Consider the following 21,133-nt stretch of genomic DNA (forward strand, 5'->3'; position numbering starts at 1 on the left):
ATTTGTAAAATTTTTTGCAAAATTGACCGCTTGTTGCTCCCCACACTAACTACGTATGGAGTGATAAATTTGTATGGTTGCCCTACAACCAACTTAATCTTTCATTTGCCACAGCGTGGCAATAAGCGTGGCAATACTATGTATAACCTAGTACGTAAGTGCTAGGTTGTCACTTCACTAATTATATTTAAGACAGAAATTCTCTATAGCTTTTCTAGTGTCTATCTTAAAAAGGTTTGCTGTTATAAATAACATCATGCTATATTTCTTTCTGGCTTTTAGAGATAAATATAAATCGACCTCACTATTATATCTATAAGAGTACTTTAAATACTTTTTCTTTCTAAGCTTTAATATTTCATTCAATTCAAACAATGTTATATTTTCTCGAAGAGCAAATTTAGTGAGTAAATACCCTTCACCAAAGTTAAAGCCTTTAAAGAATGAGATAGATTTTAATAATAAACATTGATATATCTTATCTTTACTTTTCACATCATCTAAATGACTAACCAAATAATCCCATTGCTCATCATCATTCTTATTAGATGTCAATTTAGTCCCTTTATATCCCCAATAACCTGCATAGACAGCAATTAATATACCTAAAAAGGAAAATATGTCGCTCATCACAATATCTAAAATTTTAATATTATCAATTTAATACAAACCCTACAGCCATTTCACTATGCAATTCCGCTGTATCAAAAAACGGTAGCGCTGAATCCGATTGATTGATTAATAAACCGATTTCCGTACAACCTAAAATAACGCCTTGAGCACCGAGAGCGGTTAGCTTTTCAATTGTTTTAAGATAAAATGCTTTCGACTGTGGTAAAAATTGCCCTATGTATAGTTCTTCAAAAATAATGCGGTGAATTCCTTGTTGCGTTTGCTCATCAGGGACTAACGGCGTGATGCCACGCTGTCGTAACCCATCCACATAAAAATTATCGCTCATCGTAAAAGCAGTGCCTAGTAAAGCAACAGTGGTTAAACCTTTCGCTTTTACACTGTCTGCAAGCGCATCCAAAATATGTAAAAACGGTACAGAAATTGCTTCGACAATCGGAGAAGCCACTTTGTGCATAGTGTTTGTAGCAAGTAAAATACCTTCCGCTCCTGCTTGTTCAAGTAATTTAGCTTGTTGCGCAAGAATTTCGCCAGCTTTGTGCCAATCACCACTTTTCTGGCATTGGACAATTTCGGCAAAATCGACACTAGACATCAGGATCTTAGCACTGGCATTACCGCCTAGTGCCTGATTGACTGCTCGATTGATATTCAAATAATAAGAAGCCGTACTTTCCGGACTCATTCCACCTAGAATGCCAAGTGTTTTCATACTTTCTCCTTACGCAATCGGTCGAATTTGCAGAAAAGTTTGCAAATTCGACCTACTTGGAAATGCCTAAAGGTGGGAGTATTCCCACCTTAAATAATGAGTTTATACATTCGACTTCTTGAATGCTAGCGCCAAAGTTGATAGTAACATTACACCTGCTACGGCAATGTATAAATCTCGTTTTGCCAAACCGCCATCGAGCAACATTCCCGCGACTGTCGGAGCAAGAATCGAGCCTGCACGCCCTGCACCAATCGCCCAGCCCACACCGGTATTACGGATATCCGCATCATAAGTTGCCGGATTGATGGTGTACAAACCACTGATACAACCGTTCACTAACGCACCGACAACAACTCCCATTGCCATCGCAACACCGAGCGCTGAAGACGAAAGAATAAACACCACTATCGCAATTGCTGATAACACGGTAAATAGCATTAATACCGTTCTTGCCTGCCAACGGCTGGCAATTAAACCGTAGATTAATGAACCACCAGCACCACCAATCGAAATTGCCATTCCCACGTTGATACTATCTTCTACCGTCATTCCTGCTTCTTTGAGCAATGCAGGGGTCCACGAACTAATAAAGTAGAAACTGAACATAATGGCAAAGAATGAAAGCCATAATAGTAATGTCGAGCGGCGATATTTATCGTTAAACAGTTGTGAAATCGGTAGTTTGGTTTTTACCGCTTCTACTTTTGCCAGTAAATCCCATTCACCATTAAACCCAAAGCCGATTTTGGTAGCAATTTGATTTAAACGCGCTTTCGCATTTGCCGGTTGCTTGGTGGTTAAAAAGTCGATCGACTCCGGTAACCAAATAAATAATACCACCCACACTACCGCAGTCATTGCAGCGCCGGCAAAATAAACCGCATGCCAACTATAAGCCGCTTGTAATTCTTTTGCCATCATACCGCCGATCATCGCACCAATACCGAAACCCGCCGCATAAACACTAATGGCAAAACTACGCCATTTCTTTGAAGAATATTCGCTAGTAATCACATTGGTGCCGACTAAAATACCGCCAACCCCTAAACCGGTGATCACACGTGAAAAACCAAGTACAAATGGCGTGGTCGCTAAACCTGAAATCAACAAGCCAATCGCCGATAATGCCACTGAAAGTAACAATAACGGACGGCGACCGAATTTATCCGCAAGTGGCGCAAGGAAAAGCGAACCAATCGTCATACCGGCTAAACCGGCGCTGACTAACACACCAAATTCGGTTTTAGATAAACCGAACTCTTTAGAAATATTCGTCGCTGTAAACGCAATCGCTAATACATCAAAGCCGTCTAAAAAGTTCATCACGGCCGCCATGATTACGATTGCCCATTGATATACGCCCATTGGGCTGTTATCAATCGCATGCCTTAAATTATTTGTATGTTGCTGCGTTTGAATCGTCATAGGAATTCCTTATTAAAGATTTTCATTTAATTGGAATCCTAAATGAAACAATCACAAAGAACAATGCAAATATGCAATACCAGCATTGAAAAATATTAAGCTTTATTATGAATTTCATTCATAATCCATAAGCTATAATAATTTTGCCGCCTCTTGGTCTAAATACCACTCGGTCACACCTTTTTTCGCTTTAATACGAGCCGCCGGATACGGTAATTTTTCCGCTTCTGTTTCACGGATTTCCTTTAAAACTTCCGCTTTTGCTGCACCTGTGACTAAGTAAGTAATACGTTTTGCTTGCTCAAGCAATTTAGCGGTTTTTGAAATACGAATTTGACCGCTTTCAGGATGTTTAGCAATCACCGCCACATTCGGGTCATTAAAATCGGTTTGATGAGGGAAAAGTGAAGCGGTATGGCCGTCATTTCCCATGCCGAGAATGATCCAATCAAAAGCTAAATCGGGCACACAAGCGGTCAATTCTTGTGAAAATCTTGCAAGTTCTTGTTCTACCGGTTCTTCGCCACGAATACGGTGGATATTTTGTTGAGGAATCTGAATATGATCGAAGAGTAACTTTTGTACTTCACCATAATTACTTTCAGGGTCAGTTGGTAGTACCATGCGATCATCACCCCACCAAAAATGCAGATTTTGCCATTGAATTGCCGTATTAAATGGCGCTTGCGCTAATGTTTTAAACAATAATTTCGGGGTTGAACCACCGGATAATGAAATATGTACAGGGCGGTTTAATTGGCTGTATAACACAAATTCTTGTGCAATTTTTTCCACCGCTTGTTGGGCGGATGAGAAAGTGATGTAGTTCATTAACATTTCCTTTTAATTCATACTTAAATCTCCCCCTTCCCCTCTTTAGTAAAGAGGGGAAGGGGGAGATTTGTTAGCTAAATTTATACTTTTTTCTTCATCATACCTGACGGTTTACGCCACACCTTACCGTGTTTCGCAATAAGTTTATCCGCTTCGGTCGGCCCCCAAGTACCCGCTTCGTACTCATAAATTCTGCCTCTTTCCGCTTTATAATCTAAAATCGGCTGCACAAATTTCCAACAAGCGTGTACCGCATCAGTACGGGCGAATAAAGTTGCATCGCCTTTTAACGCATCTAATAATAAACGTTCATAAGCTGTTAATAAGCTTGATGCCGAACTTAAATCAGAATAACGGAAGTCCATTGAGACTTCTTTCGCATCAAAACCTGCGCCTGGTTTTTTCAAGCCGAAACGCATTGAAATACCTTCATCCGGCTGTACGCGAATAATCAGTTTATTCTCCGGTGCATTTTGGCTAAATACCGGGTGCGGAGTCGTTTTAAAGTGAATCACTATTTCCGTGACACGCACCGGCAAACGTTTGCCTGTTCGCACATAAAAAGGAACGCCTGCCCAACGCCAGTTATCAATCTCGCATTTAAGCGCCATATAAGTTTCGGTATTTGAATCAGCCGGTACGCCTTTTTCTTCTAAGTAGCCGGCAACCATTTGATCATCCACTTCACCTTTCACGTACTGACCCAACACTACGTTATTTTTCACATCTTCAGCAGTTAACGGATGTAAACAATGTAATACTTTCGCCACTTCATCACGCATTGAGTCGGCATTAATAATTGCAGGAGGCTCCATGGCAACCATAGCTAACACTTGCAATAGGTGGTTTTGGAACATATCACGCATAGCCCCCGAACCGTCATAATAACCGCCACGCTCTTCTACGCCGATCGCTTCCGCTCCGGTAATTTCTACGTAATCAATAAAGTTACGGTTCCATAAAGGCTCAAATAAACCGTTTGAAAAACGTAATACAAGTAAATTTTGTACCGTTTCTTTACCTAAATAATGGTCAATACGATAGATTTGATGCTCTTCAAAATAATGATGGATTTTTTCATCTAATTCTTTGGCAGTTTTAATGTCATAACCGAACGGTTTTTCCACAATGATACGTTTCCAACCGAACTCTTCAGTGGTCAAGCCGTGAGCGGCTAAACATTCAGGAATAACGCCGTATAAACTTGGCGGTGTAGAAAGGTAATAAAGCGTGTTACCGCAACTACCGTATTTATCATGTAGATCATCTAAACGAGGCAATAACTTCGCATAATCTACCGCATCAGAAGTATTTATCGCTTGATAATAAAGGTGGGAGCAGAAATCTTCTAATGATTGTCCTTCTGCTTTTTCAAACTTGATTAACGCATCACGCATTTTACTACGGAAAGAATCATCCGTAAGCTCGGAACGAGCCACACCTAATACAGAGAAACGTTCCCCGAGTCGACCAATTTTAAATAAGTTATAGAGTGCAGGAATTAATTTACGGAAGGTTAAATCGCCTGATGCGCCAAAAATAACAATACAACTATTTTCGATATTCATTTTTATATTATTCCCGAGTTCGTGAGTCATTTAACTAATATGTAACATTTTTACTGATGTTGCAAATAGCTATTACGAATTAAATTGAAAGATTTTTTCCCAATCCAGCTGTTTATCCGCCACCATCACAAAATGGGGGTTTACAAAAGTCGGACGTTGATTATAAGTTAACGGCTCAAAATTCAAATCAAAAATTTTGCCGCCAACCTCAGCCAATAACACTTCTGCCACAGCGGTATCCCATTCGCCGGTATCTCCGAACCGTGCATAGCAATCGACTTTTCCTTCAGCAATCAAACCGGCTTTTAAGCTGCTTGAACCATATTGAAAAATTTCCGCTTGATAAGATTGATTGACCGAATTTAATACTTTACTTTGTGCCGATGCCCCCATCGCAATCTTTAAGCGGTTGTGATTAAGCAAGTCTTGATGCCCTACAAGCGGTCGAATTTCACCATTTTTTTGCAAAAAAGCACCATTTCCCACCATGGCAAAATACGTTTTTGCTAAAATTGGCGCATAAATCACACCTAACACCGGGCGATTATGTTGAACCAAACCGATCACCACTGCAAATTGATCGGTGCGATCAATAAATTGTTGTGTACCGTCTAACGGATCAATAATCCAATATTCTTGCCACGACTGGCGCTCTTCCAATGGAATATTGCAATTTTCTTCCGATAAAATTGGCACATTTGGCGTGAGTTGGCGCAATTTCTCCGTGATAAATTGGTTAATAAACAGATCTGCTTCGGTTACCGGCGTATGATCTGCTTTAATCTTGATTTCGACCGAGCACTGATAAAAATCTTTCAGATATTCTCCGGCTTGCTGTGCAATCTGTTTGACTGATTGTAAAAGCGTTGAATTCAATGATTGCATGCTAAATTTCCCTATTTTTGACCGCTTATAAGATACTCTCTTAACATAAAAAGGGCTGCCAGATTTCGTGATTCCGCAAAATTTGGATCAGCAAGTAGCTCATCTATTTTTGCCAAAGGCATTCTTACCACTTCTAGCAGCTCCGGCTCATCACCTTCTAATTTAGACGGATAGAGATCTTGTGCAATAAATACGTGCATCAGCCCAAACATATGACTCGGACCGGTATAAAGCGAGCGTAAAAATTCAATTCGTTTTGCACCGAAACCGATCTCTTCTTGTAATTCTCTATTTGCGCTTATGATGGGTTCTTCGCTCTGATCAACAATCCCTTTTGGAAATCCTAATTCATAGCGCTCGGAAGCAACCGCATATTCTTTAACAAAAATCAGTTCTTGGTTTTGAATCGGAATCACCATTACGGAAGAACGGCGCTGCGGTGTGAGGCGTTCAAAAGTCCGCTCTTCACCATTTGAAAAACGCAAATCAACCGACTGAACCTCAAAAATCCGGGTTTTCGCGATTGTTTCAACATTCAAAATTTTAGGAAGTTGTTGAGTCTGCATACTTTGCTCCCACATCAAAATGATGTCACTAAGATACCACATTTACTCAAAATTATTTGTTCTTTTTTATGACCTTGTTATCATAATACTTTCTGAATTTTAATGTGTGTTTACAGGAAATCATCAGCGAATTGCCTATAAAAAACGCACTAAAGAGAAATAAAATGAAACAGCCGACATCAAAAGAAGATAATGAAGTTCGCCTCGATAAATGGTTATGGGCGGCACGTTTTTATAAAACACGTTCGATTGCCAAAGCGATGATCGAAGGCGGTAAAGTACATTATAACGGGCAACGGGCAAAAACCAGTAAAACGGTGGAAGTTGGAGCAACGATTAAACTACGCCAAGGTAATGATGAAAAAGAAGTAATCGTTACCGCACTCAGTGACCAACGCCGAGGCGCACCGGAAGCGCAATTACTTTACCAAGAAACCGAAAAAAGTATTAAGCAACGTGAAGCAATTGCCTTTGCCCGCAAAGCGAATGCGCTTTCGATGCCACATCCTGATCGCCGCCCAAATAAAAAAGAGCGCCGTGATTTGCTAAAATTTAAAGATCAAATATTGTAATTTATAAATTAATCTCCATATTCAGGCTAAATTTATGGCGCACGTTTTACGTGGGCCTTCTTTTATTTTAACAAGCGGTAAAATTTGCAAATTTTTTGCAGATCCGCTTTTACTAGGAAAAACCATGAGTTATACAAAAGACAACGACAAACTTTATCGCTATTTATTCCAAAACCGTGCCGTGCGTGGTGAATGGGTTCGTTTAAACGATACCTTTACCAAAACGCTGAATACCCACCAATATCCGAAAGCGGTACAAAATCTATTAGGTGAAATGTTAGTCGCAACCAGTTTACTCACCGCAATTATGAAATTTAAAGGGACGATTACGGTACAAATTCAAGGTGACGGCCCGCTCAAATTAGCAGTGGTAAATAGTAATGAACAGCAACAATTACGTGCATTAGCGCGTACTCAAGCTGAAATTGCTGATAACGCAACATTGAGCGAAATGATTGGTAACGGCGTATTAGTCATTTCGATTATGCCAAATGACGGAGAACGTTACCAAGGTGTGATCGCCTTAGACAGACCGACCATTCGTGAATGTTTAGAAGATTATTTTATTCGTTCAGAGCAACTTCAAACCCATTTAATTATTCGCACCGGCGAATATGAAGGTAAAGCGGTTGCCGGCGGTCTATTATTACAAATTATGCCTGACGGTACCGGTATGCCGGAAGACTTCGAGCATTTAATGACGCTTGCCGAAACAGTGAAAGACGAAGAATTATTCGGCTTAGAAGCGGAAGAACTTTTATTCCGTTTATATCACGAAGAACAGGTAGAAGTTTATCCACCGCAAGAGATCAAATTCCATTGCGGCTGTTCTCGTGAGCGTTCAGGCAATGCGATTTTATTATTACCAATGGAAGAAATTGATGAAATGCTTGCCGAAAAAAATGGCGTAATTGATATGCAATGCGAGTGCTGCGGCACCCAATATTTCTTTGATAAAAATGCCATTATGGAATTTAAAGAAGAAGTGGACAAATTAACAAAGTTAAATTTATAGATCAAAACACATAACAATAAGTGGTTGAATTTAAATAATTTTTTACCAATTCAGCCGCTTTTTTGTAAACATTATTGCGGCTAAAATTTGACTATCATAGAATCTCCATGGGAATTATCCCAGTCTATAATTATAAGGAGATCACTATGATCAACACATTTACTAAACACACCGCATCAACACATATCGTTGATAATGTTTTAGCAAAATATGCACACATATACCCTAATATTTCGAAGTTGATGTCAGCCTCTCGAGCTGAGACGACATTCGAACCGAATTTAGAATTGCACCCTTCCGCCTTATCCACATCCTCCAAACCATCCATTCCCACCAATGTTATTAAAGCTTTAGAAGATTATGCTGCACAACATCAGCTAGAGTCTTTTAAAAATGTAAACTCGGCTTATAAACCCGATACGGATAAAGATGGCATCATTGATTTACATGATAAAAATCCAAATATGTGGAATGTTTCAGATCGTGATCTGAGAATTTTCTCCTCTCTCTCCTATCAAGACAAAGCCAAACTCAGTACCTACTTTAGCGGTAAATATTCAGACTCACCTTATGCCCAACAAATTAAGGAAGTTGTTAATAACTGGGAAATTTTACGCACCGAAAGCCCAGGAAGCGGTTTGGATTACGTGATCTTCGGTAACGGAAAAAATGCCGATGGTAGCTATGATAATGTCGTCATCGCTTTCCGTGGTACGAGCGAATTTGCGGATTTAACTGCAGATTTACGCCTAGCATTCGGCGATACGCCAATGCAAACTGCTTACTTAGATCAAGCTGCGCAATATATTGAAGCGTATAAACCGAAAAATGTTTACTCGACAGGTCACTCGCTGGGCGGTTATTTAGCGGAATATTTCGTGGCACATACCATTCAAAGCCGTGCCGGTTGGGATGATATGTTCAAGCGTAGCGCATTATTTAACCCTGCGATTTTAAAACATCACGGTCTTTCAAGCCAAACACTCAAACAAGCGGCTGATTTAGCCAATAAATTTACCAAAACAGATATGATTGATGATAGTGATAAATCAAATATTGTCACCAAACATAAAACGGATTCTTATATCATTAGTGGCGAATTTGTAGATAAATTCCTTGGCCGTTATGACGGAACAACCTCTTTTGACTTCAAAAAAGGTCAGTTATCCGGACTACACGCTTTATCTAGCTTCTTTGAAAAAGACGATCAACTAAAAGAAGAATTCTCTCAAGGCTACCGTATGGATTATCATTATTCAAATGATGATAGAGATCATGACGGCTTAACCGATGTGATGGAAAAACGTATTGGCACTGATATCAACAATGCAGATACAGATAATGACGGCTATGCAGATGGGCTTGAAACTCACTTAGGCTCTGACGCACTTGCATCAAATATTATTCCAACGCTTACGGACAACGGTATCCAGATCGTTGATCTCAATGCAAATAGCAACAGTACCGCATACAGTATTCATGCGGAGCAACCTATAGCATTAATGGCTGAATCACATAAAGTAGAAACTGTGGCTCCGATGGCGTTAGAAAGCAAAACTACTGAATCTAACTTATTAGCGACTGAATTCGAACAACCGCTTGAAGCTGAAACATTGAACTTACTAAGTGAATTTAGTGTGAATGACGACAGTCTAGATGAAGTTAGCTTAGCAGCGAATGATGGTGAATTTAGCTACCCTGAAGCGGCTAATTTCTCCGGCTTTGCCACACCGCAATACGAAGCTGCAGTTATCTAATCTTGAACAAGTCAGTTGAACTTGTTCACTAAAACAAGCAGTCGAATTTCGTTAGATTTTTACCAATACGTAAAAAACTGCAGAAATTCGACCGCTTATCTTTATCACATGAAGGATTTACATCATTGGGGTACGATTTTTATATAATAACTTCGCAATAATATTTTCTACCGATTGCTCCATTTGTACGCCTAAACGCTGAGTTAGATTTTTCTTCTCTTTAAAACTTAACTCAATCACTTCTTTTTCTTTTACCGCATTCAACAATAAATCATCACTTGTTGAAATTTCATCGACTAAATTAAGCGCCAACGCTTGTTTACCGAACCAATGTTCGCCGGTAGCAATTTTTTCAATATCTAATTGCGGACGATTCTGTGCCACAAATTGTTTAAATAATTCGTGCGTTTCTTCCAATTCTTGCTGGAATTTTTGCTTACCTTTTTCAGTATTCTCACCGACTAAAGTGACTGTGCGTTTATACTCACCGGCAGTCATTACATCTACATCAATATCGTGTTTTTTCAGTAATCGGTGGATATTCGGTACTTGTGCCACCACACCAACCGAACCGATAATCGCAAAAGGCGCCGAAACAATTTTATTCGCCACACACGCCATCATATAGCCACCGCTTGCCGCCACTTTATCCACCGCAACCGTGAGCGGAATGTTGTGATCACGTAAACGTTGTAATTGTGAAGCCGCTAAGCCATATCCGTGAACGACACCGCCGGGACTTTCCAATTTAAGTAACACTTCATCTTCCAATTTAGCCAGCGATAACACGGCGCTGATCTCCTGACTTAACGCATTAACTGCACTGGCTTGTAAATCCCCGTTAAATTTCAACACAAATAAACGAGCTTTTTTCGCTTTGGTTTTCTCTCCACCTTCTTTAAGGCGTTTTTTCTCCGCTTTCGCTTTTTCTTTTGCGGCTTTTTTCTCATCTTTTTCCTGCTGTTTCTGCTCTTCTTCGCTAAGGAAAAAACTCGCTAAAGCTTTTTTCCGTTCTTTGTATTTTTCAGTTAAATTTGTCATTGAAATTGCACCATTTTCAGGTTGTTTTTTCGCTTCTAAAATCAACATAACAACAACCGCAACAATGCCGAATATCGTGAGTAATTCCAATAAGAAAATACCGTAATTAAGTAAAATTTCTTTCCACATTCTGTGAAGTTCCTTTTGTAAAAATAAAATTAATTTTGACCGCTTGTTTCCGCTTCTAACACATCGACCACTGCTTGTGCCGCCTGTGTATCCGCATCACATTGAATCAATTTATGTAATTCAGTAAAACGTTGTTTTAATTCGTTTCGCTGTTTTCTATGGTCTGCATCATCTGCCAAATAATTACCCAAATACCATGCTAAATTTTCAGGATTGCATTCATCTTGAATTAATTCAGGTACTAACATTTCGTCCGCTAATAAATTAGGTAGGGAAATATATTTAGTTTTCACTAAACGTTTAGCCAGCCAGTAAGTGCTGGCTTTCATTTTATAGCCCACGACCATCGGTGATTTACATAACATTCCTTCTAACGCCGCAGTACCGGAAGCCAGCAAAGTTGCTTCCGCCGCAATCATCGCTTGGCGAGCATTACCTTTAAGAATTTTCACGTCCAGATCCGGCGCAATTTGCGCTTTAATCTGTTCAAATTGAGCAATGCGCTTGTCATTAACTAACGGTACTAAAAATTCTAATTCCGGATATCTCTGTTTAAGAATCTGTGCGGTTTTTAAAAAAGGTTCTGTTAAAAAACAGACTTCGCTTGCCCGACTACCTACTAAAATTGTAAGATAACGTTTTGCTTCATCTAATTCCAAAGCTGCACAAGCTTCGGAACGGTTCGGTTTCAGTGCAATGGTATCCGCCATCATATGACCAATAAAACGGCAAGGCACATTAAAACGATCGTAGAATGCCTTTTCAAACGGTAAAAATGCCAACACTAAATTTGTTGCACGGGCAATTTTATGCACTCGATTCTGACGCCAAGCCCAAACTGATGGGCTAACATAATGAATAGTTTTGATTCCGCTCGTTTTGAGTTTTTCTTCAACCGTTAAATTAAAATCAGGCGCATCAATACCAATAAAAATATCCGGCTTTTCCGCCAACATTGTTTCAATCACTTGCTTACGGCGTTTGAGCAAACGAGGCAAATGTTTTACCACTTCTGCTAACCCCATCACTGCCAGCTCTTCCATATCGAATAAGGTTTCGCAGCCGGCTTGTATCATTCGCGGGCCTGCAACCCCAATAAAACGGGCATTTGGATAATGCAATTTAAGGGCATTAATCAGCCCTGCACCTAGAATATCACCGGAAATCTCACCAGCAACCAGGGCAATAAGAGGCGCTTCTTTTGTCATCATAATTTCACTCTCATCAATTATTCATCACTTTTATTATAGGCTGATTATAACCAATCACAATATAAACTAACAAAATCACATTGATTGAATTTTTCACTCTAAGTAAACTATAGCTTTTAATTTATATTTCATTTGGAGTGAATATGAAAAAAACAACGTTAGCCCTTTTAGCTTCTGCTCTTGTGGCAAGCTCAGCATCAGCGGTTGAATTATTTAACTTAGATTCAACCGGTACTAAAGCGGAATTTATCGGTTCTGCTCGTTTAAAATGGACAAGTATTTCGACCAAAGACACTTACCAAAACGGTTCGGCAATCCGTAACCACGTAAATAAACCGGTACAAAATAACGGTTCACGTTTCGGCTTCCGTTTAACCCAACAGATTGGTAGCGGCTTCTACGCTTTAGGCCGTGTAGAATGGCGTTTACGCGGTGCGGACGAACGTGGCGTATCTAGTTCTCAACACGATTTAGACCACATCTATGCTCACCAACTTTATGCAGGTTTAGGCCATAAACAATACGGTGAAGTGACTTACGGTAATCAAACGGTAATTACCGATGAAGTAAAACAAACCGATATTCCAAATACCTTAAGCTTATCAGACGGTTTACTAGCTTCTAGTGCTCGTCGTTCAGTTCAGTATGTTTACAAAGGTATTGAAGGCTTAAAAGTTGGTGCGTACTATGGCGGTCATAGCCAACGCTCAAATACGAATATGGATTTAAGCCAAGATCGCAAAGAAGCATGGGGTTTCGGTTCAATTTATAATCATAAATTTGATGATGTACAAAGCGTACAAGTGGCAACCGGTTTCTCGCGTGAGCGTTTTGAGCGTGTCGGTTCAGCGCCCGCTTACGATCGCAATGCTTATTCGGTAGGTGCAGCATATACTTACGATAAAACCACATTCGGTGTGGATTTAGAACGTCGTAAAACCGAAAACCAATCGGTACAAGGCAACGAACGTACAGAGAAAGAAGTGCGCACCCTTGTTTATCATCGTTTAACCGATGACTGGCGTGCATACGGCATGTATGCTTATAAAACCAATAAGCTTGAACGTGCGATTGGTCGAGACAATAACGAAAGAAAACACCAATTTATGGTGGGTACCGAATATTATTTACCAAAAGTGGTTGATCAGCTAAAAACTAAACTTTTCGTAGAATGGCAGGCAACTCGCACTAAACATCCGGAAGCTAAAGTAGCACGTGGTGTAAATAAATCACGTGACTATACAACCGTTGTTGGTTTCCGTGCTTATTGGTAATTTCATATTATCCGAAAACAACAAAGCCCAAGCATTGCTTGGGCTTTTTAATGTCATCAATAAGCGGTCAAAATTTGCAATTTTTTTGCAAAATCCGACTGCTTGTCCGTCTCTAATTAATCCGAATTATTTGGTTAATTGAACTAAGATACGGCGTACCGGCTCTGCCGCGCCCCATAATAATTGGTCACCTACGGTAAATGCCGCAAGATATTCCGGACCCATTGCCAATTTGCGTAAACGACCGACCGGAACGCTTAATGTACCGGTCACTTTCGCCGGTGTTAATTCACGTAAGGTGGTTTCTTTGTCGTTTGGAATTACTTTCACCCATTCGTTATGCGCCGCAATAATTTGCTCGATTTCCGCTAACGGTAGGTCTTTTTTCAGTTTAATAGTGAATGCTTGGCTGTGGCAACGTAATGCACCGATACGCACACATAAACCGTCAACCGGAATCGGGTTATCGCTTAAACCTAAAATTTTGTTGGTTTCCGCATAACCTTTCCATTCTTCTTTAGTTTGACCGCTTTCTAATAATTTATCGATCCAAGGAATTAAGCTACCAGCAAGCGGTGCGCCGAAGTTATCGGTTGGGAAACCGTCTTCACGCATTTTCGCCGTTACTTTGCGCTCAATATCTAAAATTGATGATGCAGGGTTTGCTAATTCTGCTTTTACAGAATCTTCTAATTCACCCATTTGTGAGAGTAACTCACGCATATTTTTTGCACCTGCGCCTGAAGCTGCTTGGTAAGTTGCGACAGAAACCCATTCTACTAAATCTTTTTCGAATAAACCGCCGATCGCCATTAACATTAAACTTACGGTACAGTTACCGCCAACAAATGTTTTTACACCATTTTTCAAACCGTCTGTAATAACATGTTGATTAACAGGGTCTAATACGATAATTGCGTCTTTTTCCATACGTAAGGTTGATGCGGCATCAATCCAATAGCCGTTCCAGCCTGCAGCACGTAATTTAGGATACACTTCGGTAGTGTAGTCACCACCTTGGCAGGTTACGATAATGTCTAACTTTTTCAGTTCTTCAATATCGAAAGCGTCCTTTAAATCACCGGCATCTTTATCCGCAAAAACCGGTGCTTTTTGACCCGCTTGTGAGGTAGTGAAAAAAATTGGGTTAATGTTTGCAAAGTCGTTTTCTTGAACCATACGATCCATTAAAACTGAACCGACCATACCACGCCAACCGATAAAACCTACATTTTGCATTGTGTTGCTCCTAAATTGAAAAGTACAAAGTTGTGTTTGAATTTATTTTGGAAATAGATGTGATAAATACAAGATTTTATACAAAAATGCAATCGATTTTAGGTCATTAAGGTAATCTATGTTAAATGGGGCTTACCGACCTAAAATATTCCCTCTTTCACACTAAAAACTAAAAGGAAATTACAATGAAATTCACAAAACTTGCGCTCTCTGTAACATTATTCAGCGCATCGGCTTTTGCTGCTGCACATCCGGGCCACCATGCTACTGATAATCCGAATGCAGAGAAACTCGTAGTACAAGTTCAACAACTTGATCCGGTTAACGGAAATAAAAATGTCGGTACCGTTGAAATTACCGAATCGGCATACGGTTTAGTATTTACACCAAACTTAACCGGCCTTACACAAGGCTTACACGGTTTCCATATTCATGAAAATCCAAGCTGTGAAGCAAAAGAAAAAGATGGCAAATTAGTAGCAGGCTTAGGTGCCGGCGGTCACTGGGATCCTAAAGGTGCAAAACAACACGGCTTCCCATGGTCTGATAACGCTCACTTAGGCGACTTACCTGCATTATCGGTAATGCAAGACGGTACAGCAACGAACCCTGTGCTTGCACCACGTTTAACAAAACTTGAGGAAGTAAAAGGCCATTCACTAATGATCCACGCCGGTGGCGATAACCACTCTGATCACCCGGCAGCATTAGGCGGTGGCGGCCCTCGTATGGCGTGTGGCGTAATTAAATAACATTAAATAAATTTAAACGTATGAAAAAGGGGATGTTTAACACATCCCCTTTTGTTATTTAGTTAGCATACCTTGATGCATCTGGAACAACCTATCTTGCTCGCTTTCTTGCCATTGCATTTGATTTAGCTGATCTTTAGTAATCGCCGTGACAAATACTTGTGAACCGCTTTCTCGTAAACGATGCGCCAACAGTTCTCGTTTAGTCGGATCCAATTCGGAAGCGAAATCATCAATCAGGAATAAACACTGACGATCTTTTTGCGCCACCAAATATTCCCCCTGAGCCAAACGTAACGCACACATAAGTAATTTAAGCTGCCCGCGAGAAAGCACATCTTCCACCGGTAAACCGTTCGCCCGAAAACGAAAATCCGCTTTTTGCGGACCAATCATGGTATAGCCCATCGCTTTATCTCGCTCAAAACCTTGAGCAAGAATCTCAGCATAATCGGCACCTTTCTCCCAGCCTTGATGGAAACTCACGCCTATTTCCAATTCAGGTAAAAAAAACTGACATGTTTTCTCAATTTCCAGTCGTAATGCTTCCGCATAGTTCGCACGCATTTGGCTAACAATCTTCGCTAATTTCGTCAACTCAATGTCCCACGGCTTTAATTCGGTATAGCTACGTACCTGATGCAATGCGGCATTCCGTTGCTTGAGTAAACGTTTTAAATTCGCCCAACAGCTATAAAATTCGGTATATTGGTGGAATAGCCCCCAGTCTAAAAATGCTCGGCGGAAAGTTGGCCCGCCGTTTAATAACGTCAGCCCTTCTGGCGTAATCACCTGCATCGGCAATAGATGTGCCAAATCAGAAATTTTATTACCATCCTCACCGTTAATTTTTAGCAGCGTATCGCCCGAACGTTTTTTTTGGATCCCGACCGACCATTGATGTTGCCCTTCATCAATACGACCGTGCAACACAAAATCTTCTGCTTGGTAGTGAATAATTCGATTACTGATATGACTTTTAAATGACCGACCGTGCCCTAAGTAAAAAATCGCTTCCAGCAAACTGGTTTTACCGCTACCGTTACACCCTACGATAAAATTAAAATTTGGACTCAGTTCAAGATCAAGAGATTGGAGATTACGGAAATTATTGATAATTAATCTAGATAGGGGCATAAAATAACCACGGAAAACACGGAGCTACACAGAAATAATCGTAGCTCCGCAAATAGAATTACAGACGCATTGGCATAATAACGTATTCGGCAGTACTGTTATCACAATCTTCAATTAAGCAGCTTGAACTTGCATCCACCAAATTGAAACGCACACGCTCACATTTTAAGGTGTTCAGCACGTCTAACAAATAACTCACGTTAAAGCCGACTTCCATTTCCGGGCTTTGATACGCCACGTCAATGATTTCTTCCGCTTCTTCTTGTTCTGGGTTATTGGCGGTAATTTTCAGTAAGTTTTCACTTAACGCTAAACGCACGCCACGGAATTTTTCATTCGATAAAATTGCCGCACGCATTAATGCACGTTTTAATACTTCAGTTTCCGCTTCTAGAATGCGATCTGCATTGCGTGGTAATACACGGCGATAGTCAGGGAAACGCCCGTCAATCAGTTTAGAAGTAAACACCACACCGTTCATTGACACACGTAAATTACTGGTACCTATTTCTAAACGTACCGTTTCATCACTCACGGCAACAAGGCGAGATAATTCTAATACTGCTTTGCGAGGCACAATTACCGAATGAGTTAATAACTCTTGATTTAACGCCATGGTACAAACCGCCAGACGATGTCCGTCCGTTGCCACTGTACGTAATAAATTGCCTTCGGTTTCGAACTTCATACCGTTTAAGAAATAACGAGCATCTTGGTTCGCCATTGAGAATTGCGTCGCATCAATCAAACGAGCAAGGGTAGATTGTTCAATCGAAAAATCCACTTCCGGCTTCCAATCCATTAAATTCGGATAATCGCTTGCCGGTAATGTGGCTAAATTGAATTTACTGCGGGCCGCTCTAACTAAGGCACGATCTTCTTCGAATTGTACCGAAATGCTGCTATCTTCCGGCAAACTACGGCAAATATCGAGGAATTTCTTGGCAGGAATAGTAAATTTTCCGCCAAAATCAACCGCTTGTTCAAGGGTTGCCACCGTGGTTAATTCCACTTCTAAATCCGTTCCGGTTAATGATAAACGGTCACCTTCTATTTCAAGCAGAATATTATTAATCACAGGCAGAGTCGGGCGATTGCTTAATACGCCACAGACCTGTTGTAAAGGCTTAAGTAACTGTTCTCTGGTTATCGTAAATTGCATAATAATCCCTTATCGCCTATGACGATAATTTTCTGGTTAAGTTGGTATAATCTTCTTGAATACCGCTATCAGTATCACGTAATTCATTAATCGTTTTACAAGCGTGCATCACGGTAGTGTGATCACGTCCGCCAAATTCTCGACCGATTTCCGGTAAGCTGTGATTGGTTAATTCTTTTGCCAATGCCATTGCCATTTGACGAGGACGAGCAACCGAACGGGTACGGCTCTTTGACTTTAAGTCAGACATTTTAATATTGTAATATTCGGCAACCGTTTTTTGAATATTTTCAATTGTAATTAAGTGATCGTAAGAAGCGATCAGATCTTTTAAAGCTTCACGCACCGCATCAATCGTTATTTGACGCTTAGTAAAATTACGCCACGCAATCACTCGGTTTAATGCACCTTCTAACTCACGTACATTAGTACGTAATTTCTGCCCGATGAAAAATGCCACCTCTTCCGGCAGCTCTACCCTACGTTCTTCCGCTTTTTTCATCAGAATCGCCACTCGGGTTTCCAATTCAGGCGGTTCAATTGCGGTACTTACCCCCCAGCTGAGTCGAGATTTAATTCGTTCTTCGATATTCTCAATATTTTTCGGGAAGTTATCCGAAGCTAAAATAATCTGTTTATTACGCTCGAATAATGAATTAAATGTGTGGAAAAACTCTTCTTGTGAGGCTTCTTTATTAGCAAAAAATTGAATATCATCAATCATCAGCACATCAAGCGAACGATAGAATTTCTTAAAATTCTCAATCGTATTGCCCTTCAATGCTTTGACCATATCTTGCACAAAACGCTCGGAGTGAATATAGACCACTCTCGCTTGTGGGTTACGTTTTAGGATTTCATTACCTACCGCATGTAATAAGTGCGTTTTACCCAAACCGGTACCACCATAAAGCGAGAACGGATTACAGTGACTTTCACCCGGATTATCCGCCACTTGTTGAGCAACGGCTTTAGCTAATTGGTTGGATTTACCTTGTACGAAATTTTCAAACGTCAGCGATTCGTTTAAACCAGTTCTAAAATTCTTCACAACTTCTTGTGTTTCTTCTTTTAAATCGGTGCTTGTCGTACTGGCTAAAGTCGGTTTATGTTCCGCCGGTTTAATACCGACCCGAATTGAAACCGCTAAATTATCATTTTTGGATAAAAAACGAGCAAGATCGACGATTTCCACCAAAAATTTATCTTTTACCCAATTTTCCACAAATTGGTTTTGAGCATAAAGAGTGAGTTCCCCGTTTGCAAAACTTGCCTGCAAAGGGCGTAACCAAGTGCTGTAATCAGTCGGCGATACTTTCGTTTGTAAGTGATTAAGACAATCAGACCAAAGGGAAGACACGATTTGCTCCAAGGAATTAAAGTTAAAATGAATTGTCAATAATACCTTAAAATCCTGTGGAAATCTTGTAAATTTTCAAGAAAAAATCACTCTAGATTTTTATACAAGCAATTTGTCCAAAATTCCGCTATAATTTTTTCTATATTCTGTCCATCATTTATTAAACAAAAGCAATGAAAGAATCTATTATCAACAAATTAGAAAGCCTGAGCGAACGCCATGAGGAATTACAAGCCTTATTAGGCGATCCTTCCGTGATTAACGATCAAGACAAATTCCGTGCTTATTCAAAAGAATATTCACAACTTGAAGAAGTGGTAACCACCTTCAATCGTTGGAAAAAATTAAACAACGATATTGAAGAAGCGCAGATCTTACTTGACGATCCGGATATGAAAGATATGGCGGCGGAAGAAATTGCGGAAAATAAAGCCGAGATCGAAAATCTGGAGCAACACTTACAAATTCTATTACTGCCGAAAGATCCAAATGACGAATACAACGCATTCTTAGAGATTCGCGCCGGTACCGGTGGTGATGAAGCGGGTATTTTCGCCGGCGATTTATACCGTATGTACAGCCGTTATTGCGAAAGCAAACGCTGGAGAATCGAAGAAATGTCTGCCAACGAAAGCGAACAAGGCGGATATAAAGAAATTATCGTTAAAATTAGCGGTGAAGGCGTATACGGTCAGCTTAAATTTGAATCGGGCGGTCACCGTGTACAACGTGTGCCGAAAACTGAATCGCAAGGTCGTATTCACACCTCTGCGTGTACCGTTGCGGTAATGCCGGAATTACCGGAATCCGAAATGCCGGAAATTAACCCAGCTGATTTACGTATCGATACTTATCGCTCATCAGGTGCCGGCGGTCAGCACGTTAATACCACCGACTCTGCGGTACGTATTACCCATATTCCGACCGGTATCGTAGTAGAGTGCCAAGACGAACGTTCACAACACAAAAACAAAGCGAAAGCACTTGCGGTATTAGCTTCTCGTATCGTTCAGGTTGAACAAGAACGCCAAGCGGCGGAACAAGCGGATACTCGCCGTAACTTACTTGGTTCGGGCGACCGTTCGGATAAGATTCGTACCTACAACTACCCACAAGGTCGTGTTACCGATCACCGTATCAATCTCACCGTTTATCGTTTAGATGAAGTGATGAATGGTAAAATTGACGAATTAATTCAGCCGATTATTACCGAATACCAAGCGGATCAGTTAGCTGCGCTTTCTGATAACGCTTAATTTGGATAGAAGGTGGGGCTAACCACCTTCTATCTTTTACTCTTACTTTCTGGAAAGCAATTATGAATAAAATTTTCTTAGTAACTGCGGTTGCACTCTTAAGCGCCTGTACCACTTACACAACCAATAATGCGCCATCAGCGAGCCGTGAAGCGACAACTCAAAGCTTTATCGGTAAATGGGAATGCCGTATGGACGGCGGCAGTATTGCGACAAGTAATAAAGTGAAGCTTAGCCAAGACGGTAAAGCGACCTATTTAGGCAAAATGGTGTTACCGAACGATAATCCGATTTTCAGCTATGATATTAACCGTAACGGTACTTGGAGCTATGCTAACCACACCCTGATGTATAAATTTACTCAAGGTAGCGTAACCCGCGCACATACAGATGAAATTCAGCAAGCATTGAAAATGGATCAAGAGTTAAACAGCTCTGAACAACAATACTACAATGCACTGAGTAAGCAGATGACGAAAAAGAGCAACCCGATTAATTTAGCGGTAAGTAACTTTGCTCAGAATTCGTTTACTATTCAACAAAAAGTCGGAAACACCGCGCGTACAGGTCACTGTGTCCGCCCGACAAACTAAACTCATCAT

At 40.4% G+C, this 21,133-nt stretch carries 20 protein-coding genes; 7 read left to right on the top strand and 13 right to left on the bottom strand.

Annotated elements, in window-relative coordinates:
• Positions 1–177: 177 nt before the first annotated feature.
• From C228_RS13285 to nudE, 7 genes are all read right to left on the bottom strand, one after another.
• Positions 178–630 (bottom strand): hypothetical protein, encoded by a 453-nt coding sequence (locus tag C228_RS13285; RefSeq protein WP_018651423.1) that lies wholly within the window; start codon positions 628–630, stop codon positions 178–180.
• Between the two features lie 25 nt (positions 631–655).
• Positions 656–1,345 (bottom strand): aspartate/glutamate racemase family protein, encoded by a 690-nt coding sequence (locus tag C228_RS0104100; RefSeq protein WP_018651424.1) that lies wholly within the window; start codon positions 1,343–1,345, stop codon positions 656–658.
• 102 nt (positions 1,346–1,447) lie between these two features.
• Positions 1,448–2,773: an MFS transporter gene (locus tag C228_RS0104105; protein WP_018651425.1), complete on the bottom strand. Its 1,326-nt coding sequence runs from the start codon at positions 2,771–2,773 to the stop codon at positions 1,448–1,450.
• A gap of 132 nt (positions 2,774–2,905) precedes the next feature.
• Complete coding sequence (gene pgl, locus C228_RS0104110) at positions 2,906–3,604, bottom strand: 6-phosphogluconolactonase (RefSeq protein WP_018651426.1); 699 nt, start codon at positions 3,602–3,604, stop codon at positions 2,906–2,908.
• A gap of 83 nt (positions 3,605–3,687) precedes the next feature.
• The gene (zwf, locus tag C228_RS0104115; protein WP_018651427.1) at positions 3,688–5,175 is read right to left on the bottom strand and encodes a glucose-6-phosphate dehydrogenase; all 1,488 of its coding nucleotides are present in this window, start codon (positions 5,173–5,175) and stop codon (positions 3,688–3,690) included.
• A 72-nt stretch (positions 5,176–5,247) separates the two neighbouring features.
• Entirely contained in the window at positions 5,248–6,060 is an 813-nt protein-coding gene (cysQ, locus tag C228_RS0104120) for a 3'(2'),5'-bisphosphate nucleotidase CysQ (RefSeq protein WP_018651428.1), read from the bottom strand.
• 11 nt (positions 6,061–6,071) lie between these two features.
• Positions 6,072–6,626, bottom strand: a complete 555-nt coding sequence (gene nudE / locus C228_RS0104125; RefSeq protein ID WP_018651429.1) for an ADP compounds hydrolase NudE — start codon at positions 6,624–6,626, stop codon at positions 6,072–6,074.
• A gap of 164 nt (positions 6,627–6,790) precedes the next feature.
• Between nudE and hslR the strand changes: the two genes are divergently transcribed.
• From hslR to C228_RS0104140, 3 genes are all read left to right on the top strand, one after another.
• On the top strand, positions 6,791–7,198 hold the full coding sequence (hslR, locus tag C228_RS0104130) for a ribosome-associated heat shock protein Hsp15 (RefSeq protein WP_018651430.1): 408 nt from the start codon (positions 6,791–6,793) through the stop codon (positions 7,196–7,198).
• Between the two features lie 124 nt (positions 7,199–7,322).
• Entirely contained in the window at positions 7,323–8,213 is an 891-nt protein-coding gene (hslO, locus tag C228_RS0104135) for an Hsp33 family molecular chaperone HslO (RefSeq protein ID WP_026313183.1), read from the top strand.
• A 146-nt stretch (positions 8,214–8,359) separates the two neighbouring features.
• Positions 8,360–9,970 (top strand): Tle-like phospholipase domain-containing protein, encoded by a 1,611-nt coding sequence (locus tag C228_RS0104140; protein WP_018651432.1) that lies wholly within the window; start codon positions 8,360–8,362, stop codon positions 9,968–9,970.
• A gap of 117 nt (positions 9,971–10,087) precedes the next feature.
• On the opposite strand, the gene sohB is transcribed toward C228_RS0104140, so the two are convergent.
• Together sohB and lpxB are read right to left on the bottom strand one after the other, a co-directional pair.
• The gene (gene sohB / locus C228_RS0104145) at positions 10,088–11,140 is read right to left on the bottom strand and encodes a protease SohB (RefSeq protein ID WP_018651433.1); all 1,053 of its coding nucleotides are present in this window, start codon (positions 11,138–11,140) and stop codon (positions 10,088–10,090) included.
• 29 nt (positions 11,141–11,169) lie between these two features.
• Entirely contained in the window at positions 11,170–12,351 is a 1,182-nt protein-coding gene (gene lpxB, locus C228_RS0104150) for a lipid-A-disaccharide synthase (protein WP_026313184.1), read from the bottom strand.
• A gap of 143 nt (positions 12,352–12,494) precedes the next feature.
• Here lpxB and C228_RS0104155 point away from each other — a divergent pair, with 143 nt between their 5' ends.
• Positions 12,495–13,625 carry a porin gene (locus C228_RS0104155; RefSeq protein ID WP_018651435.1) on the top strand — a complete coding sequence of 377 codons (1,131 nt, stop codon included), beginning with the start codon at positions 12,495–12,497 and terminating at the stop codon, positions 13,623–13,625.
• Between the two features lie 126 nt (positions 13,626–13,751).
• Here the strand turns inward: C228_RS0104155 and asd are convergent, their stop codons facing one another.
• A complete protein-coding gene (asd, locus tag C228_RS0104160; protein ID WP_018651436.1) occupies positions 13,752–14,864 on the bottom strand; it encodes an aspartate-semialdehyde dehydrogenase in 1,113 nt (370 codons plus the stop codon).
• Positions 14,865–15,049: 185 nt separating this feature from the next.
• Between asd and sodC the strand changes: the two genes are divergently transcribed.
• Complete coding sequence (gene sodC, locus C228_RS0104165; RefSeq protein WP_018651437.1) at positions 15,050–15,616, top strand: superoxide dismutase family protein; 567 nt, start codon at positions 15,050–15,052, stop codon at positions 15,614–15,616.
• Between the two features lie 54 nt (positions 15,617–15,670).
• Here the strand turns inward: sodC and recF are convergent, their stop codons facing one another.
• The 3 genes from recF to dnaA are packed head-to-tail and all read right to left on the bottom strand — an operon-like array spanning position 15,671 to position 19,287.
• Positions 15,671–16,753, bottom strand: a complete 1,083-nt coding sequence (gene recF / locus C228_RS0104170) for a DNA replication/repair protein RecF (RefSeq protein ID WP_018651438.1) — start codon at positions 16,751–16,753, stop codon at positions 15,671–15,673.
• 58 nt (positions 16,754–16,811) lie between these two features.
• On the bottom strand, positions 16,812–17,915 hold the full coding sequence (dnaN, locus tag C228_RS0104175) for a DNA polymerase III subunit beta (protein ID WP_018651439.1): 1,104 nt from the start codon (positions 17,913–17,915) through the stop codon (positions 16,812–16,814).
• Between the two features lie 16 nt (positions 17,916–17,931).
• Positions 17,932–19,287, bottom strand: coding sequence for a chromosomal replication initiator protein DnaA (gene dnaA / locus C228_RS0104180; protein WP_026313186.1), 1,356 nt, complete (start codon positions 19,285–19,287; stop codon positions 17,932–17,934).
• Positions 19,288–19,448: 161 nt separating this feature from the next.
• Here dnaA and prfA point away from each other — a divergent pair, with 161 nt between their 5' ends.
• Both prfA and C228_RS0104190 read left to right on the top strand, forming a co-directional pair.
• On the top strand, positions 19,449–20,531 hold the full coding sequence (gene prfA, locus C228_RS0104185; protein ID WP_015674540.1) for a peptide chain release factor 1: 1,083 nt from the start codon (positions 19,449–19,451) through the stop codon (positions 20,529–20,531).
• Between the two features lie 62 nt (positions 20,532–20,593).
• Positions 20,594–21,124 (top strand): hypothetical protein, encoded by a 531-nt coding sequence (locus tag C228_RS0104190; RefSeq protein WP_018651441.1) that lies wholly within the window; start codon positions 20,594–20,596, stop codon positions 21,122–21,124.
• The last annotated feature ends 9 nt before the right edge of the window (positions 21,125–21,133 follow it).

The sequence above is a fragment of the Actinobacillus capsulatus DSM 19761 genome (assembly GCF_000374285.1).
Classification (GTDB): Bacteria; Pseudomonadota; Gammaproteobacteria; order Enterobacterales; family Pasteurellaceae; genus Actinobacillus; species Actinobacillus capsulatus.

Bases quoted from the DNA above. Each gene is read 5' to 3' on its own strand.
- C228_RS13285 (WP_018651423.1), bottom strand. From the start codon at position 630: ATGAGCGACATATTTTCCTTTTTAGGTATATTAATTGCTGTCTATGCA.
- C228_RS0104100 (WP_018651424.1), bottom strand. From the start codon at position 1,345: ATGAAAACACTTGGCATTCTAGGTGGAATGAGTCCGGAAAGTACGGCT.
- C228_RS0104105 (WP_018651425.1), bottom strand. From the start codon at position 2,773: ATGACGATTCAAACGCAGCAACATACAAATAATTTAAGGCATGCGATT.
- pgl (WP_018651426.1), bottom strand. From the start codon at position 3,604: ATGAACTACATCACTTTCTCATCCGCCCAACAAGCGGTGGAAAAAATT.
- zwf (WP_018651427.1), bottom strand. From the start codon at position 5,175: ATGAATATCGAAAATAGTTGTATTGTTATTTTTGGCGCATCAGGCGAT.
- cysQ (WP_018651428.1), bottom strand. From the start codon at position 6,060: ATGCAATCATTGAATTCAACGCTTTTACAATCAGTCAAACAGATTGCA.
- nudE (WP_018651429.1), bottom strand. From the start codon at position 6,626: ATGCAGACTCAACAACTTCCTAAAATTTTGAATGTTGAAACAATCGCG.
- hslR (WP_018651430.1), top strand. From the start codon at position 6,791: ATGAAACAGCCGACATCAAAAGAAGATAATGAAGTTCGCCTCGATAAA.
- hslO (WP_026313183.1), top strand. From the start codon at position 7,323: ATGAGTTATACAAAAGACAACGACAAACTTTATCGCTATTTATTCCAA.
- C228_RS0104140 (WP_018651432.1), top strand. From the start codon at position 8,360: ATGATCAACACATTTACTAAACACACCGCATCAACACATATCGTTGAT.
- sohB (WP_018651433.1), bottom strand. From the start codon at position 11,140: ATGTGGAAAGAAATTTTACTTAATTACGGTATTTTCTTATTGGAATTA.
- lpxB (WP_026313184.1), bottom strand. From the start codon at position 12,351: ATGATGACAAAAGAAGCGCCTCTTATTGCCCTGGTTGCTGGTGAGATT.
- C228_RS0104155 (WP_018651435.1), top strand. From the start codon at position 12,495: ATGAAAAAAACAACGTTAGCCCTTTTAGCTTCTGCTCTTGTGGCAAGC.
- asd (WP_018651436.1), bottom strand. From the start codon at position 14,864: ATGCAAAATGTAGGTTTTATCGGTTGGCGTGGTATGGTCGGTTCAGTT.
- sodC (WP_018651437.1), top strand. From the start codon at position 15,050: ATGAAATTCACAAAACTTGCGCTCTCTGTAACATTATTCAGCGCATCG.
- recF (WP_018651438.1), bottom strand. From the start codon at position 16,753: ATGCCCCTATCTAGATTAATTATCAATAATTTCCGTAATCTCCAATCT.
- dnaN (WP_018651439.1), bottom strand. From the start codon at position 17,915: ATGCAATTTACGATAACCAGAGAACAGTTACTTAAGCCTTTACAACAG.
- prfA (WP_015674540.1), top strand. From the start codon at position 19,449: ATGAAAGAATCTATTATCAACAAATTAGAAAGCCTGAGCGAACGCCAT.
- C228_RS0104190 (WP_018651441.1), top strand. From the start codon at position 20,594: ATGAATAAAATTTTCTTAGTAACTGCGGTTGCACTCTTAAGCGCCTGT.